We start from the raw sequence: 16,747 nt of genomic DNA on the forward strand, positions 1-16,747 counted from the left end.
GCGGGTGCCCGGCGCGCGGCCTGATCGGGCCACGATACAGGGACTGCCCGAAGACTGTGCGCATATGGGCAGGAATCCAGAGGTGACCTGGCTCCATGGTAACCGGTGAGACCCGTTCGGCGGCCCGGCCGACGCGACAACCATGTTGCGATCGGCGCCGCCGGCGGCGTGGTGGTGCCGTCCGGGGTCCAGGGCCGGCTGCGGGGCACGGTGTGGGTGAGCGGTCTCACGGCCGCGAGTGGCGGTCAGGATTGGACGCGGGCGCCCCCGAGCCGATACGATCAAGGCACTTCAAAGCGCGAGTGGCGGAATTGGTAGACGCGCACGGTTCAGGTCCGTGTGATCTTGCGATCATGGGGGTTCGAGTCCCCCCCCGCGCACCAGGGAAGGCCCGGAGCTGGTTCACCAGCCCGGGCCTTCGTCGTGTGTTCGCCGGCTCTTCGTGCGCGGGGGTATGCGGGGGCGAACAGGGGGTGAGCGGCACGCACCGCGATGCTCTAGCCCTGCGTGCTCAATGTCCCCGACCGGTCGCAGGCCGAGCCATACGCATCTGCAGGACGTGGCTGAGCGTCGCTCCCGCCCAGGCGCCGACGCCGTTCTGAAGCACATTGGCAAGGGAGGGGCGACGGTCCAGGCCGGGCAGGACCCACTGCGCCAACTCGGCCCCCACCCCGACGGCGCAGCCCGCCAGTGCCCACACCCACCAGGGCACCCTTGGCCAGCCCAGGGTGGCCAGGGTGGTCAAAGGGGTGAGCATGATCAGGTTCAGGGCGATGTCCTTGCCCGCGGGAGTGAGGAACCACGGCCCGAGTCCGTCCTTGAAGGCGGACACGTCGGCCCCCGACGGCCAAACCACTGCGACCGTGACGGTGGCGAAGTAGAGCGCGGCGAGGGCACGGGCGGCGCTGCTCGCGCGTGTCGGGAGGCGTGGCGCGCAGTCTTGGTCGGCGTCGGGCGGCGAAAGGAGGGGCGCTTCAGGGGGCACGGTCACGGCCCCTCAGCCCTTGATGCTTCCCGCCCGAGCATCGAGCTGGTCGGTGCCCTCCTGATCCAGGGATGAGGGGGTGATCACGGGCAGCACCGACCAGGGGAAGTTGATCCACTTGTCGGTCACCCGCCAGCAGTAGTCGGGCTTGAGGATGCTGTGCGGCTTGCGGTAGATGACGGCGCTGCGGGCGTCCACCGCGACGGTCTCACCGCCCAGGTCGAGGCCCCGGTGCTGCAGCAGCTCCATGACCATCTTCAGGGTCTTGCCGGAGTCGGCGACGTCGTCGACCACCAGCACCTTCTTACCGGGCAGGTCGGAGGCGTCCATGAGCGGGGGCAGTACCACCGGCTCTTCCAGGGTCTGGCCCACCCCGGTGTAGAACTCGACGTTGACGGCGCCCATGGCCTTGATGCCGATTGCGTAGCCGATGGCGCCGGCGGGAATCAGGCCGCCGCGGGCGATGGCGATGATCAGGTCGGGCACCCAGCCGGAGGCCACGATCTGGGCTGACAGCTCGCGTTCGGCCCGGCCGAACAGCTCCCAGGTCAGCTCTTCGCGGTCGGGGGCGGCGTCCGAGGTGGCGCCGTCGTCGAAGGGGGTGGTGGTCGGGGCGGGGCTGATCGCGTCGGTCACGCTCGAATCGTAGCGGCGGCGGGTGGAGTGGATCACGCGCGTCGCACTGCAACCGGGCAACGACGGCGCCTGCGCCCGGACGTGACCGGGTAGACGGTCGGCGGCGGGAAATGACGCGGCGTCCCACGGGTTGTGGGAGGCAAGCCCGGTCGGCACCGGCCGGGACCCATCCCATAGAGAGGCATCCACGATGAGTGAGATGAACCCGAAGTACGCGCCGCTATTCGAACCCCTGGAACTCAACAACGGCGTGACGCTTAAGAATCGGCTCGTCGTGGCGCCGCTGACGATCTACGACGCGGGCGCCGACGGCGAGCTGACCGACGCCGCCCGCCGCTTCTGGAACGACCGCTTCGAGGGCTTCTCCTTGTTTATTATGCCGTTGACGAATGTGGCGCCGGGCGGCATCGGCTTCGAGTCGCCCAACGCCTTCGACTCCCGGCACCTGGCCACGCTCAAGGAGTACGCGGACATCGCTCACGCGCAGGGTGCGCTCGCCGTCGTCCAGCTGGCCCACTCCGGACTGCACGCCCGCAGGGAGATGACCCAGGGGCACGACGTCGTCTCCCCCACCACGGCTCCCTTCGCCGGCTCCCGCGGCATGACCGAGGCGGAGGTGCGCGGCCTGGTAGACGCCTACGTCCGTGCCGCCGAGCTGAGCCTTGAGGCCGGCCTGGACGGCGTGGAGATTCACGGCGCGAACGGCTGGCTGGTGCAGCAGTTCTTCTCCGGCAACACCAACCTGCGCACCGACGACTGGGGCGGCTCGCGCGAGAAGCGGATGGCGCTGCCGCTGGCGGTCGTGGACGCCGTCGACGCCGTGCGCCGTCGGCACGACCGGCCCGACTTCATCCTGGGTTACCGCTTCTCCCCGGAGGAGCCCGGCGAGCGGGGCCTGACCATGGCGGACACCTTCGCCCTGGTCGACGCCCTGCTGGAAAAGCCGTTGCAGTACCTGCACGTGTCCCTGTGGGACTTCTACAAGAAGGCGCGTCGGGATGCGGACACCTCCTTGACCCGCATGCAGCTGCTGCATGAGCGCATCGGTGGGCGGCTGCCGCTGATCGGCGTCGGCAACCTGTACACGGCGGACGACATGATTCGTGCCTGGGACACCGGCTGGGCCGAGCTGTTGGCCATCGGCAAGAGCGTCCTGCTCAACCCGCACCTGATCGAGCTGATCCGTACCGGCCGCGAGGACGAGATCGAGACGACCTTCGACTGGGACAAGGCCGACAGCTACCGCTACACGCAGGCCATGCTGGAGGGCACCCGGATGGGGACCGACTTCTATCCGCGCTCCAAGCAGTTCAGCCCCCGCTACCGCAGCGAGGACTACTGAGATGCCGGGGCTGCGCCGCCCGCGCGCCCTGGCGGTGACCACCCGGCGGGGCAGCGTGCTGGACGGGGCCCTGTTCCCGGCCGACGCCGCGGACACGGTGGTGATCGCCATTACCGGGATCCACGGGAACTTCTACTCCAATCCCTTCTACGTCACCTTCGGGCGGACGCTCAACCGGGCCGGCATTGACTTTGTGTACGCGCAGACGAATGACGCCTTCAACGAGATCCCCGGCACCAACGCGGTGACGGGGCAGGAGGAGGTCATCGGCTCGTGGAACGAGGACTTCGCCTTCACCGACGAGGATCTGGGGGCCTGGCTGGACTACGCGGAGGCCGCCGGCTATCGGCGGATCATCCTGGCCGGGCACTCCCTTGGCGCCAACAAGGTCATCTACTACCTGGCGCGGCACCACGACGAGCGGGTGGAGCACTTCCTCCTGCTCAGCCCCGCGAACCTGCGCCACCTGACCAATCAGGTCACGGCGCAGGAGCGGGCCGTGGTGCGCGACTACGTCGACCGCGGCCTGGGGGAGCAACGGCTGCCGTTCCCCTTGATGGGCTGGGTGCCCTGCCGCGCGGAGACCGCCCGCCAGTGGCTGTGCGACAACATCCTGGACAACGTGCACGTGGAGGCCGACGCCGACTTCAGTCAGGTGGCCGCCATGCGGCACACCGGCACCATGCTCATCGGCACCTATGACCGGTTCACCTATGGCGACCCGGCGGGGTTCCTGGCGACGATCAACGATCACACCGCCGACCCGGAGGCGAACGAACTGGTGTTGATCCAGGGCACCGGCCACACCTACCAGGGCAAGGACCAGGAGGTCGCGGACGCCATCGTGCGCCTGGTGCGTGCTTGGGCCTGAGCGGTGCGACCCGGTGCGTAGAGGTACGGGTGCTTCGCACTGAAGTCGGCTGAAGTGTCCGGATTCGGGACAAACGGCGTTCGGAGCGACGTGGTCCGCTTGAGAGTCCGCATGATTTCAACGATCTTTAACGCCGTCATGGCAGCTGCCGGTGCGTTTGTCCCGAATCCGGACATTCCAGGCTCTCGCCGTTTGTGGGTGTGGTGGTTCGGGCTGGCGGTCGCGGTGTGGTGTTCGTGTTTGGGTGCAGGAGGACGACGTCCTCATCGACCCGAACGCAGGAGCTATCGTGCCTGGCCCGCCGTGGTTCAGCGGACACCCAGCCCAACACCCGTCCATCGCACCGCGTACCGCGCCGCCGGGCTACGCGTGCCTACCACCACCCGGCGAACCACCACACCCAGCCCACCACGCCCCCGAACACGAAGAGCCTGTATGCCCGACGATGAACCGCTTCTTCGCAGGGGGCATGGAGGTTGGCGGTGCGAGCATCTGAGGTGGGGCGGCGTCGCGGACGTGGAGCGACTGGAACTGAGGCCGCAGCCCGATCATTGGGTACGCCCCTTAGGCCTCTACTACGCCAGTTAGACCTCCGCTCAAGAGCCCAGAACCCTTCAGCAAACACCTAACCGGCGTAGTAGACGACGTCAGCGCTAATCACGCGGGCGAGCCGACTCCCGGCTTCATCCACGCCCTCAAACGCGAAGCACCCTACAACCTCGACGCCGAGACCATGCCTGACAAAGCCTTAATGCACCTTAAGGTGCGGGGTGCTTCCTGACGCGCGACTACCTCGCCCAGGCCTACGCCCGCATGACGTCTCAATGCACCTTGAGGTGCGAGGTGCTTCCTGACGGATAGCAGGGTGCAACAACTGGTACGAAGCGTACTGTCTCAATGCACCTTGAGGTGCGAGGTGCTTCCTGACCTTCACCAACGTGAACACGGTGGTCGAGGAGATCGAGGCGTCTCAATGCACCTTGAGGTGCGAGGTGCTTCCTGATCTCAGAATGTCGCCGCTCCCGCAGCCTCTCCGAGTGCAGTCTCAATGCACCTTGAGGTGCGAGGTGCTTCCTGACTTGCAGATTGTTTGCGCAACCCTAATCAAACACGAGTCTCAATGCACCTTGAGGTGCGAGGTGCTTCCTGACTTGCAGATTGTTTGCGCAACCCTAATCAAACACGAGTCTCAATGCACCTTGAGGTGCGAGGTGCTTCCTGACGGTCTACGGCCCGCCCACCTGCATCAAGTGCGACATGAGTCTCAATGCACCTTGAGGTGCGAGGTGCTTCCTGACGGACACAAGGCCTTGAGCGAAGAGGAGCGCTTGGCGAGTCTCAATGCACCTTGAGGTGCGAGGTGCTTCCTGACGTGCCGGGCCTGAACCGACTCATCTGGTCCTCCGCCGAGTCTCAATGCACCTTGAGGTGCGAGGTGCTTCCTGACCCTCACCTTCAATCTCTTCTAGCGATGATGCCGACGCGTCTCAATGCACCTTGAGGTGCGAGGTGCTTCCTGACTTGAACGTGTACTACACCAGGGACGACCCGCAGGTCTCAATGCACCTTGAGGTGCGAGGTGCTTCCTGACAGACGAATTCATTCGAAGCCGAGGAGTAAGCATGACCGTCTCAATGCACCTTGAGGTGCGAGGTGCTTCCTGACTCTCATCTGCTGGCTCAACGAGGTTGCCGAGAGGTCTCAATGCACCTTGAGGTGCGAGGTGCTTCCTGACAGGTGAACGGCCGGGACTACGAGGCCGCCCTTGAGTCTCAATGCACCTTGAGGTGCGAGGTGCTTCCTGACGACGACGCCGACGACATTGTCGCCGTTGCGCGGGTGTCTCAATGCACCTTGAGGTGCGAGGTGCTTCCTGACACCAAAAAGAGGGCCCAAGCCGGCACCACCCTCCTGTCTCAATGCACCTTGAGGTGCGAGGTGCTTCCTGACACGCTAATAGAGGAGGTGTCGGCCAAGATCTCGGCGGTCTCAATGCACCTTGAGGTGCGAGGTGCTTCCTGACCGAAATTTCGGCCGCCACCGACAGGAAGGGCGTCGAGTCTCAATGCACCTTGAGGTGCGAGGTGCTTCCCGACGGACGTCCTGGCTGCCGTAGATGAGTCCGACTCCGTCTCAATGCACCTTGAGGTGCGAGGTGCTTCCTGACCTTGACACGGCCGCCATGGCACTGGCACTGCCGGGCCAGTCTCAATGCACCTTGAGGTGCGAGGTGCTTCCTGACCCCGAGCCGACGCCGAGCCCCGAGCCGACGCCGAGCGTCTCAATGCACCTTGAGGTGCGAGGTGCTTCCTGACCCCTGCCCCTGGAAACCGCGTCGTTCCGCCACTTCCAGAGGCGAGATCGCCACCGGCCCCGCAAGCACCCCACGGGACCGGCTAGCACCACCCCAAAAGTACCACTTTTCGTTGAAAGCACGCCAAGCGCCACCGACACCCCTCAGACCCCCTCCAGCCACCAACTTTCAACGAAGTCATGCGGAAAAGTCGGGGTCAAAACGCACCAATCTTTGTACCGTAGACCGAATCGTGACCATCGGGCGCGCATCGCACCAGTCACACACGCCCCAACAACACCACACGCCACACCCGCAACCGCAGCTCTCCGCACCTCCGGACACCCACAGCCGACCACAGGCACCCCCGGCAGAGACCACAACCACCACCGCCCAGCCGGGCAATTACCATGCCACTTCACCGTCAACAACGTCAGTCAACGCTCTGTTGAACAACTCGGATGCACACAGCAGACGACTAAGCGGCGCAGCAGACCGCAAACCGGCGCTTCGTGTTTGGGGGTGTGGGTGGAGGCGGCAGCCTGCTCGCCGCCGTGCTTTGCGCTGACGTCGTCTACTACGCAGGTTCGGCGCTTACTACTCCGGTTCGGGCTTTACTGGCTCTTCCGGTTTGTGGGTGTGTGGGGCTGGGGGTTTGTGTGTTGACGCGACGGTTCGTACTTTCGCGTGAGGGTTCGTATGTTCTGGTCGGCGATTCGTACTTTCTTGCGACGGTTCGTACGGTAGGGGTACGTAGCGTCGCCGGAAGTGCCGAAGCGTTGGTGCCAAGTGCCGAACCGTCAGGCGAAGTGCCGAATCGTTGGTGCCAAGTGCCGAACCGTCAGGCGAAGTGCCGAATCGTCAGGCGAAGTGCCGAACCGTCATCCGGTGCGCACGGGCAGACGCGCCAGGCCCGCACCCCGAGCGCTCACGCCTGCGCCCGGGTGCCCGTCGAGTAGGGCACCAAGACCGCCGCCGTGCGTCGTCAATGGCGGCAGTCCCGGTCCAGCACCCAGATGACCCCAACGGCCTCGACGAATCAGCGCAAGCCAGCACCACCCACCGACAACGGCCTCGCCAACCCGCCAACTACCACCCGCACCGCAGCCCCGACCCCAACCACCACACCCACAAACCGGAAGAACCGCTTCACTACGCCGGTTAGGTGTTTGCTGAAGGGTTCTGGGCCCTTCAGCGAAGGTTTAACAGGCGTAGTAGAGGATGAAGGGGCCTACCCAACGACCGCGCCCTGGCCTTCACCCACTCGCTCTACGCCCGCGACACTGGCCCGGGGACGTCCCCGCCGCCACGAACCACCACACCCTCAAACACGCAGCGCCCGTGAACATCCGATGGTGCTCCCAGCTGTCACAGATTGCACCACTTTGCTGGGACGTGCCGGGGACCTGGCCGGCAGAACCGCATGATTTCAACGATGTGCGCAAGGTGGCTCGTGTCCGGGCGGGTAAAGTGGTGCAATCAGTGACAGCTGGGCGGCGGTCGCCGTGGTGAACCGGCAGGCCTACCGGTTTCCTCACCCGGAGACACGCCGGCCGCCACATCCACAAGCACGACGAGCCCGCAAACCGGCGCAACTGAATGCACCCGAACCCCGTAAGGCGCTCACCGGCCCCGATAATTCATTCCTTGGCCCCGTACGGGGTCGTGTCCATGATCCGGCACTGGAAGATGTACAACCGCACGGTCACCGGCAGGTCAGCAGCAGCCGGCGGAGACGTTGCGGCCTTCGAAGTCGGCCCGGGCCCGCCACCACTGGCGCGCACTCATCGGTGCGTGGTCGGGGTGCTCGCGCCGATGCCTTTCGACATAGCGTTCGTAAGCCGACTCGCCCGTGAAGTCGCGCCACAACCCGCGCGCCCGGGCCAGGCCCGCGCAAATCCGACGCGCCCGCCGCGCCGCGGAACGCATCCGCGGCGCGGCGGACGCCGTCGTGCCGACGGCCTCGGCCGCCTCGGCGGTCACTTCGGCCATCTCAGCGGTCCTGGGCGTCCGCGTCGTCCGCCTTGGCGGAGCGGCCCGGAATCAGTGCCGGATCACCCACGAGCGCATATTCCTTGACGAGCTTCTTCTCCAGCGGACTGGCAAACAGGTGCTCGGGGGCGTAGAAGTTCGACTCCTGATACGGGTCCTCGGACGTCGTCGTGTCCCCGGCGCGCACTGCCCGCACCATGGTGATGACCGCGCACAGCATGACGAAGGCGACGAGCACAAGGAACACCACTGACAGCGTCCCCTGGATCATGGTGTTGCGGACGATGGCCCTCTGGACGCCGATCGCCTCCGCGTCGGTGAGCGTCGGCAGCAGTGCGCGGGCGTCCCGCCACTGCTGGAAGTAGCCCACCCGCGAGTCGGTGGAGAAGATCTTCTGCCACGACGCCGTGAAAGTCACCGCCGTATCGAAGACCAGCGGGATCGCAGGTATCCACGCGTACTTCAGCCGCCCTTTGCGCACCGTCATCACCAGACACAGCAGCAGGGCGATGGCCGCGATGAGCTGATTGGCGATGCCGAACAGCGGGTAAAGCGTCTGAATGCCGCCGCGCGGGTCGGTCACGCCCATTAGCAGCAGCGAACCCCAGGCCGCCACGACGACGCCGGTGGTCGCCCACGCCCCCACATGCCAGGACGGGTCGCGGAACTTCGGCCAGATGTTGCCCAGGGCGTCACCCAGCTGGAAGCGCGCCACGCGCGTGACGGCGTCGACGGCGGAGAGGATGAACAGTGCCTCGAACATGATGGCGAAGTGGTACCAGAAGCCCATCATCGTCCGGCCGCCGCCGATCTGGTGGAGGATGTGCGACATGCCCACGCTCAGCGTGGGGGCGCCGCCGGTGCGGGAGATGATGCTCGGCTCGCCGACGTCGGAGGCCACCTGCTCCAGCGCCTCGGCCCCCGTGTACGTCTTCGGATTTCCGTCCTCGTCCCAGGAGTCCCACACCGGTGTCAGGGACTCCCCGTGGGCGTCGGTGACGTCGAGGTTGGCGACGGCCGCCGCCGCCACCTCTTCGCGGTTGGAGGCGGTGGCGACGACGTCGTCGCCGGCGAGTGCGTTCATGGTGGCGGCGGAGGTGTTCATGGAGAAGTAGATGCCCGGGCTCAGCGAGACCGCGGCCGCCAGGGCCATGATCGCCACGAAGGACTCCATGAGCATGCCCGCGTAGCCGATCATGCGGACCTGGCTCTCCTTCTGAATCATCTTCGGGCTGGTGCCGGAGGACACGGTGGCGTGCATGCCGGACAGGGCGCCGCAGGCGATGGTGATGAACAGGAAGGGGAAGAGCTGCCCGGCGAACACGGGTCCGTCGGTGTTCAGGGCGAACTCGGAGACGGCGGCCATCTCCACCACGGGCCGCACGATGATGATGCCGGCGGCCAGCACCACGATGGTGCCTACCTTCATGAAGGTGGACAGGTAGTCGCGGGGGGTGAGCAGCACCCACACGGGCAGTACCGCGGCGAGGAATCCGTAGACGATCATGCACCACACCAGGGTGGTGGGCGACAGGTGCAGGTACTGGCCGAAGGAGGACTCCGCCACCCAGCGCCCGGAGATGATGACGGCGATGAGGATGGCGAAGCCGACGAGCGAGACCTGGGTGATGCGGCCGGGCTGGACGAAGCGCAGCCACAGCCCCATGCAGATGGCGATCGGGATGGTGCAGCCGACGGAGAACACGCCCCAGGGGGACTCGGCGAGCGCGTTGACGCACACCATGGCCAGCACCGCCAGCACGATCATCAGCATGACCAGGACGACGACGGTGGCCACGGTGCCGCCGACCCGACCGATCTCGTCGGTCGCCATCTGCCCCAGGGAGCGGCCGCCGCGGCGCATGGAGAAGAACAGCACCAGCATGTCCTGAACCGCCCCGGCGACGACGACGCCGAGGATGATCCACAGCGTGCCCGGCAGGTAGCCCATCTGGGCGGCCAGGACCGGGCCCACCAGCGGGCCCGCGCCGGCGATCGCCGCGAAGTGGTGGCCGTAGAGGACCACCCGGTGGGTCGGGTCGAAGTCTCGGCCGTTGTTGATGCGCTCAGCCGGGGTGGCGTTGGTGTCGTCGGGCCGCATGATGGTGCGCTGGATGTACAGGGCGTAGAAGCGGTAGCCGATGGCGTAGGTACAGACCGCGGTGACCACGAACCAGATGGTGTTGACGCTCTCGCCGCGCGCGACGGCGAGCATCCACCAGCCCAGCACGCCCAGGGCCGTGATGGCGACCCACAGGGCGATCTTCCCCGGGGTCCACTTGGTATGCGGCTTTATGCCTACGGGCACGCCCTGACGGTTGCGGATGATCAGGCGCTCTTCCTCGGGGGTGTATTCGGGTGCGGCAGAGGCAGTGGTGGTATCCATGCGGTTTTCTCATCGTTGAGCAGGGACGGGTGCAAGGCGGACCAGGGAGGGCCCGTACCCGGGCAGCCTAGTTCCCGCACGGGTTCGCGGACAATACCGCAGCCACCATCGGCTCGACGGGACTACCCGGGCCCTCTCCCGCTAGCCTGGAGGTGTGCCAGAACTATTCGCCTCCGTCGTCGACGTGCTCGCCTCCGCACCGATCCTGACCGTCTTCCTGGTGATCGGGGTGGGCACCGCCGTCGGGCAGATCCCCTTCGGGCCGATCCGCTTCGGGGCGGCCGGGGCACTGTTCGTCGGCCTCGCCGTCGGGGCGCTGGACGGGCGCCTGGGGGAGAACCTCACCCTGCTGCGCAGCCTGGGGCTGGGCCTGTTCTGCTACACCGTCGGCATCGGGGCCGGCAGTACCTTCTTCCGCAACCTGCGCCGCCAGCTGCCGCTCATGGCCCTGTGCGTAGTGGCGCTCGTGCTCGCCGGCGGCGCCGGGGCGGTGTATGCCCACCTGACCGGCATCAGCCCGGCCATGGACTCCGGCGCCTACGCGGGCGCCCTGACCAGCCCCGTCCTGGACTCCGCGATCGAGGCGGCCGGCACCCAGGAGCCCGCCGTCGGCTACGCGCTGGCCTACCCGGTCGGCGTCGCCGTCGCCATCCTCATCGTCGCCCTGATTATTGGACGCGACTGGCCGGGGCGGCGCGATCCCCGCCCGGCCTCGGCCGACGGGTTGAGCGCCACCAGCGTGTACCTGCTGCGCCGCGTCGCCCTGAGCGAGCTGGAGGCCTTCCAGCGCAACCGCATCCGCGTCTCCTACCTGGAGCGCGACGGCGCCACCCGCGTCGTCTCCCCCGACGAGGAGCTGCTGCCGGGGGACAAGGTCGTCATCGTGGGTGCACCGGCCGCCCTGGAGGACGCCATCCACGAGCTCGGCACCGGCTACGACCGCTGCCTGGCAAAGGACCGCACCGTCGTCGACTACCGGCGGCTGACCGTCTCCTCCACCCGCGTTGCCGGGCACACCATCGGAGAGCTCGACATGCACGGCCGCTTCCAGGGCGTGATCACCCGGGTGCGGCGCGGCGACCTCGACCTGCTCGCCAACGACGACCTGGTGCTTGAACTGGGCGACCGGGTGCTGGCCGTGGTCCCCTCCGGTGACCTGGAGCGGGCCGCCGACTACTTCGGTGACTCGGAGAAGTCCATCGCGCAGATCGACGCCTTCTCCGTTGGGGTCGGTATGGCGCTGGGAGTACTCGCTGGGCTGGCCGCCATCCCACTGCCCGGTGGCATCACCCTGCGGCTGGGTGTGGCCGCGGGGCCGCTCGTGGTCGGCATGGTGCTGGGCCGCCTGGGGCGCACCGGCCCCTTCATCTGGCAGCTGCCGCACGCCGCGAACGCCACCATCCGGCAGCTGGGGCTGCTGTTCTTCCTGGCCGCCATCGGGCTGGCCTCCGGCCAGGACTTCGCCGCCTCCGCCTTCTCCATGACGGGCCTGGCGGTGGGTGGACTGGCCGCGCTCATCGTGGTGGTGAGTGCAGTGGTGCTGCTGGCGGGCGCCCGGAGGGTGGGGCTGAGCGCGCCGCGCGCCGCCGGGGCCCTGGCGGGGCTGGTGGGCCAGCCCGCCATCCTCGCCTTCGCCCTGTCCAAGCGCGACGACGAGCGGGTGGAGGCCGGCTACGCCACGCTGTTCGCCCTGGCGATCGTGGTCAAGATCGTCATGGTGCAGGTGCTGGTGGCTATTTGAGTCGGGAGTTCGTGGCCCACCGACTTCAACACTCTGCGGGTCTCATACCGCCAGATCCTTCAACCATTCTTCGACCGAGCGCGGCTGGAGCCCCAGGAGCGCCTGAGCACTATTGCCTTCGGAGATGGTGTTGCCATCCTGCGCGTTGAGAGCCCGGTAAAGGTCGACTACCGGTGCCGCCGCCGGTCCGAACAACGGTGTGATGAGATCGCCGAAGGCCTCGGGCGTGATGGCTTCGAAGCGCACATCGCGATCCAGGTGAGAGCTGAAGGCTGCGGCCAGATCCGTTCCCGTAAGACCGGGCCTGTGACCAACGGCGACCGTGCCGGTGACTGAGGTATCCAGCAGCAGGCGGGTGACGGCATCCGCCACGTCCAGGTGGGAGCTCCAAGCGACCGGGTATGAGGCGGGAAGCGGGTAGCGCAGGACACCCTCCTGACTAACGGGGCCCAGTACAACCGGCAGGAGTAGGTTCTCAAGATAGAGGCGGGGGGCGACGACAGCCACCGAGACCCCGGAGTCGATGTCTCCGTTGATGAGCTTCATGATGGGGCTGTCGGGGGCCGCCTGCAGAGGTGATCCCGGCTGGTCGACGATCTGGCCGCTGGTGGAAATCACGACACGGTCGGGGCGGGCTCGGTTCACTGCGTCAACAACGGCCCGGGCCTGGGCGGCCCCATCAGTTGCCCCCATGGGAAGATGGACGAAGACCCCTTCGGCGCCGTCATAAGCGGCTGCGAGGGAGTCGGCTGAGAGCAGGTCGACTTCTTTGGAGGCGGCGCCCGCGGGCACTGCCGCCGTGTGGCGGACCGCGGCCACGGGGGCGTGTCCGGAGGCGGCGAGGGCAGACAGGACCGGGGCGCCTTGGGCGCCAGTGGCGCCGTGAATGATGTAAGCCATGACCCCATTAGGGCATTCGATGCACTAGTTACGTCAATTGCACTATTGGCGAGAGGTGGAGGACGTGAGTGAAGTCAAGGTTCCCGAGTGCGGGGTGGAGAGGTTCCTACTCCTGTTCGACGGACCGTGGGCGACGCTGATTGTGCGTGAGCTAATGCACGGGCCGCACCGTTTCGGAGAATTGCGTGCGGGGTTGCCGGGGATCAGCGCGCACACCCTGACCAGTCGACTGCGCATGTTCGAGTCCCGTGGGATCGTGACCCGCAACGTTTATCCCGAGGTTCCACCTCGCGTGGTATACGAGCTCACAGACTTGGGCAAGAGCGTGCGGCCGGTACTCGACGCGATGAACCAGTGGGGTCTCGACTGCCCGGCATCGGCCTTCACCTCGCGGCACGACTCCATGCAGTGACGGCTTGACCATCCGCGAGCGCCGCGAGCACCACCGCTGCGGAGCGGGCCGCGGCCTCGTCGGCACCGATGTGGAAGTCCTGACCCGCCTCCGGGCCGCACAGGTCGGATACGCCGCGGACGGAGGCGAAGGGGAGGGCGGTGGCGTGGGCGACCTGCGCCAGGGCGGTCGACTCCATGTCCGTGCTCACCGCCCGTGGGAAGCGGTCGCGGGCGTCGCCCACATTCGCGGCGGTGACGAAGGAGCCGCCGGCCAGCATCTGGCCTACGTGGATGCGGGCCGCACCCGCACTGGGTGTAGCGGCATGAAGGGCGCCGTGCGCGGCGCCGGCGCGGGAGACCAGGTCGGGGTCGGCGGTGAAGGTGGCGGGCTGCCCCGGGGTCTGGCCCGGGGCGTAGCCGAAGGCGGTGGCGTCCACATCCGTGTAGGCCAGGTCGGTGGACACGCAGACGTCCCCTACCTCGACGTCCCGGCCCAGGCCCCCGGTGGTGCCCGCGGAGACAATGACCTCCGGGGTCACCTGCGTGAGCGCCGTCGTGAGTGCGCTCGCGGAGGCCACCAGCCCGATGCCCGAGCGCACCAGCAGCAGCTCACGGCCCCCGCCCAGGTCAAGCGCCCAGGCCTCGCCGCCACCGGGCAGTTCCGGGGAGAGCACGCCCTCGCACCGCGGCAGGCGATCCAGGAAGGGCTGGGCCTCCTCCGGCATTGCAACCACGACCACGGCGGCCACTCGGCGGCGGTTCGACTGCGGCACATGACTCGGAATCACGCTCATACTCCGAGCTTAGGCCTCCAGATCGGGTCAGTAACCCAGGCGCTGCGCCATGGGGCGAACCAACTCGACGGTCTGATGCGTGAGCACCTGGCGCGAGGTCAGCCGTAGCGGCGTGTAGCCGTGCGCGATGAGCCATTGGTCGCGATGGCGGTCGTGCTCCCAGTCGGCCCGCCGGCTGTGGAACTCGTGCCCATCGGTCTCAATGTCCAGCCGCCCAGCAGCAGGTCCAATTCCCCGATTGACACCTCTACGCCCACTTCGGGGGTCGCGCCCGCCTCCTCAAGCTCATAGCGTGCGATGGTCTCCAGCAGCGATCGCGCCTTGGGGTTGGCCCGGTCCAGCAGCTTGCGCAACGCGCCATTGCGGTTGCCCCGCAACCTGGCACGAAGCTGCTCCTTGGTGAGGAGCCCGCCGCGCAGCGCCGCATCCAGGGCGATGAGTACGTCCAACGGCTCCGCGCACCGCATGAAGGCGATCAGCATGGTCTCCGTATTGGCGTAGGGCGAGCCGAGCGGGTCCACATGCAGATCTGCCACCCAGTGGCAGACGGTGCGCAGCGGTGCCGTTCTTGGTGTCCTGGGAACCAGCACATGCACGTGGGGACCGGGCTCGTCCTGAACGGGGAGCCCGCAGGCAACCACGGCATGGGCGCAGCCGATGACCCCGCCCACCTGCCGCGCGACAATGACCTCCCGCTTCGTTCCGGGCAGCGCAATCACCCGGCCCGGGTACTCCTTGACCACGCCCTCCTGCACCATGCGGGCGATAGTCCTGCGGTCGGAACGATCGGCGGCGAGGTAGCGCGCCCTGGCGGCACCATGTGCTCCCGTCAGTCTTCGTAGGACCGTGTCCCGCCTGTCCGCATACCTCACGGCAAGAGCATCGGTCGGTCCGTCATCGTCGGCAACGCCAATCCGGCACCCTGTGGATAGCCACCGATGGAGAATGGGTTATCCGCAGGACAGGGTGGGTCGGGCAGCGGTGTTGACTCGGTAGATACGTCGCCTCCGTGGCGGAAGACGCCTGCTGAGCGTTTGCCCGGGGCTCGGTCGCGCCAGCCGAGAAGAAATAGTGGCTCTTCGTGTCTGAGGGTGTGGTGGTGCGGGCCCTCGGGTGTTTGTGCTCGGGGCGGTGCCGCGGGTGTAGAGCGAGCGGGATCAAGGCCGGGGCAGATCGTTGGGTACGCCCCTTCGGCGTCTACTTCGCTCCTTCGGCCTCTGCTGAGCCAGTTTGACGGCTCTTCCGGTTTGAGGGTGTGTGGGGCTGGGGGCTTGTGTGTTGACGCGGCGGTTCGTACCTTCGCGTGAGGGTTCGTATGTTCTGGTCGGCGATTCGTACCGTCTTGCGACGGTTCGTACGGTAGGGGTACGTAGCGTCGCCGGAAGTGCCGAATCGTTGGTGCAAAGTGCCGAACCGTCAGGCGAAGTGCCGAACCGTCATCCGGGGCGCGCGGGCGAACACGCCAGGCCCGCACCCCGAGCGCTCACGCCTGCGCCCGGGGCCCGTCGAGTAGGGCACCAAGACCGCCGCCGTGCGTCGTCAATGGCGGCAGTCCCAGTCCAGCGCCCAGATGATCCCAGCGGCCTCGACGACTCAGCGCAAGCCAGCACCGCCCACCGACAACGGCCTCGCGAACCCGGCAACGACCACCCGCACCGCAGCCCCGACCCCAACCACCACACCCACAAACGCGAAGCGCCAGAAAAGTGTCCATCCGTCGCGGCTTTGACTGAGAACCCGGTTCCAGTTTCATCCAGAAACTGGCTCTGACCTGCGCAAATGCATGAGAAGCGGGCGGCTGAGAGACGGGGAGTAGCTCAAAGTCGCTATGGATGGACACCATTTGCCGCTGGAGCGCCCGGGTGTGGGCCTGGGCGGGAGGCAGCAGTGCAGGAGCACGCAGGCGAGTTCAGGAGCACTCAGGCGAACACGTTCGCCCACTGGTCGCGCTGGGCCAGGAAGCCCCGCACCGCCTCCTGGGCCGCCTCCAAGGAGTGGTTGGCGCCCCAACCGCACTGCACCTCGTTGGCTGCCGGAACCTCGGCGGCCTCGAGGATGTCTCGGAAGGTCGCCTCCAGCAGCGGCAGGAACTCCTCCGGCTCCAGGCCGAGAGTGAGCGCGTAGAAGCCGGTCTGGCAGCCCATGGGGCTCCAGTCGATCAGCCTGTCGGTGTGGTTGCGCATGAGCTCGGCGGTCAGATGCTCAATCGAGTGCACCGCCGGCATCTCCAAGTGCTCCCGGTTGGGCTGGCGCAAGCGCACGTCGTACTTGATCAGCTCGTCGCCGCCCGGTAGCCGCTTGCGGTCCGCTATGCGCACGAAGGGCGCCGCCACCTTGGTGTGGTCGAGGTTGAAGGACTCCACGTTCATACGGTGCTTGTCCATGCCTTCACCCTAACCGCGTTCGGCGCGAGA

At 67.1% G+C, this 16,747-nt stretch carries 12 protein-coding genes, 1 tRNA gene and 1 CRISPR repeat array; of the genes, 5 read left to right on the plus strand and 8 right to left on the minus strand.

What is annotated here, in order from left to right; genetic code table 11:
- Positions 1 to 296: 296 nt before the first annotated feature.
- Positions 297 to 383, plus strand: a tRNA-Leu gene (locus tag E4J16_RS00120).
- A 128-nt stretch (positions 384 to 511) separates the two neighbouring features.
- Here E4J16_RS00120 and E4J16_RS00125 read toward each other — a convergent pair.
- Together E4J16_RS00125 and E4J16_RS00130 are read right to left on the minus strand one after the other, a co-directional pair.
- Positions 512 to 991, minus strand: a complete 480-nt coding sequence (locus E4J16_RS00125; RefSeq protein WP_240038189.1) for a VanZ family protein — start codon at positions 989 to 991, stop codon at positions 512 to 514.
- 6 nt (positions 992 to 997) lie between these two features.
- A complete protein-coding gene (locus E4J16_RS00130; RefSeq protein WP_136192095.1) occupies positions 998 to 1,621 on the minus strand; it encodes a phosphoribosyltransferase in 624 nt (207 codons plus the stop codon).
- A 190-nt stretch (positions 1,622 to 1,811) separates the two neighbouring features.
- Between E4J16_RS00130 and E4J16_RS00135 the strand changes: the two genes are divergently transcribed.
- Together E4J16_RS00135 and E4J16_RS00140 are read left to right on the plus strand one after the other, a co-directional pair.
- Positions 1,812 to 2,963 (plus strand): NADH-dependent flavin oxidoreductase, encoded by a 1,152-nt coding sequence (locus E4J16_RS00135; RefSeq protein ID WP_204519882.1) that lies wholly within the window; start codon positions 1,812 to 1,814, stop codon positions 2,961 to 2,963.
- A gap of 1 nt (position 2,964) precedes the next feature.
- A complete protein-coding gene (locus E4J16_RS00140; RefSeq protein WP_136312898.1) occupies positions 2,965 to 3,834 on the plus strand; it encodes an alpha/beta hydrolase in 870 nt (289 codons plus the stop codon).
- 745 nt (positions 3,835 to 4,579) lie between these two features.
- Positions 4,580 to 6,149: a CRISPR direct-repeat array (repeat unit 37 nt; unit sequence GTCTCAATGCACCTTGAGGTGCGAGGTGCTTCCTGAC).
- 1,694 nt (positions 6,150 to 7,843) lie between these two features.
- On the opposite strand, the gene E4J16_RS00145 is transcribed toward E4J16_RS00140, so the two are convergent.
- Both E4J16_RS00145 and E4J16_RS00150 read right to left on the minus strand, forming a co-directional pair.
- Positions 7,844 to 8,119 carry a CstA-like transporter-associated (seleno)protein gene (locus tag E4J16_RS00145; RefSeq protein WP_338028861.1) on the minus strand — a complete coding sequence of 92 codons (276 nt, stop codon included), beginning with the start codon at positions 8,117 to 8,119 and terminating at the stop codon, positions 7,844 to 7,846.
- A 1-nt stretch (position 8,120) separates the two neighbouring features.
- Entirely contained in the window at positions 8,121 to 10,505 is a 2,385-nt protein-coding gene (locus tag E4J16_RS00150) for a carbon starvation CstA family protein (RefSeq protein ID WP_136312899.1), read from the minus strand.
- Positions 10,506 to 10,659: 154 nt separating this feature from the next.
- On the opposite strand from E4J16_RS00150, the gene E4J16_RS00155 reads away from it, so the two are divergent.
- Complete coding sequence (locus E4J16_RS00155) at positions 10,660 to 12,246, plus strand: aspartate:alanine exchanger family transporter (RefSeq protein ID WP_136192098.1); 1,587 nt, start codon at positions 10,660 to 10,662, stop codon at positions 12,244 to 12,246.
- A gap of 42 nt (positions 12,247 to 12,288) precedes the next feature.
- Here the strand turns inward: E4J16_RS00155 and E4J16_RS00160 are convergent, their stop codons facing one another.
- On the minus strand, positions 12,289 to 13,146 hold the full coding sequence (locus E4J16_RS00160; protein WP_136312900.1) for an SDR family oxidoreductase: 858 nt from the start codon (positions 13,144 to 13,146) through the stop codon (positions 12,289 to 12,291).
- Positions 13,147 to 13,210: 64 nt separating this feature from the next.
- On the opposite strand from E4J16_RS00160, the gene E4J16_RS00165 reads away from it, so the two are divergent.
- On the plus strand, positions 13,211 to 13,558 hold the full coding sequence (locus E4J16_RS00165) for a winged helix-turn-helix transcriptional regulator (RefSeq protein WP_136192100.1): 348 nt from the start codon (positions 13,211 to 13,213) through the stop codon (positions 13,556 to 13,558).
- On the opposite strand, the gene mtnN is transcribed toward E4J16_RS00165, so the two are convergent.
- The 3 genes from mtnN to E4J16_RS00180 form a co-directional block, all read right to left on the minus strand.
- Positions 13,530 to 14,333 carry a 5'-methylthioadenosine/S-adenosylhomocysteine nucleosidase gene (mtnN, locus tag E4J16_RS00170; RefSeq protein ID WP_240038190.1) on the minus strand — a complete coding sequence of 268 codons (804 nt, stop codon included), beginning with the start codon at positions 14,331 to 14,333 and terminating at the stop codon, positions 13,530 to 13,532. The genes E4J16_RS00165 and mtnN overlap by 29 nt on opposite strands.
- A gap of 27 nt (positions 14,334 to 14,360) precedes the next feature.
- Positions 14,361 to 14,564: a DUF559 domain-containing protein gene (locus E4J16_RS15410; protein WP_338028883.1), complete on the minus strand. Its 204-nt coding sequence runs from the start codon at positions 14,562 to 14,564 to the stop codon at positions 14,361 to 14,363.
- Between the two features lie 1,688 nt (positions 14,565 to 16,252).
- The gene (locus E4J16_RS00180; protein ID WP_136192101.1) at positions 16,253 to 16,717 is read right to left on the minus strand and encodes an S-ribosylhomocysteine lyase; all 465 of its coding nucleotides are present in this window, start codon (positions 16,715 to 16,717) and stop codon (positions 16,253 to 16,255) included.
- Positions 16,718 to 16,747 lie beyond the last annotated feature (30 nt).

Origin of the sequence: Actinomyces procaprae (genome assembly GCF_004798665.1) — a bacterium.
GTDB lineage: Bacteria > Actinomycetota > Actinomycetes > Actinomycetales > Actinomycetaceae > Actinomyces > Actinomyces procaprae.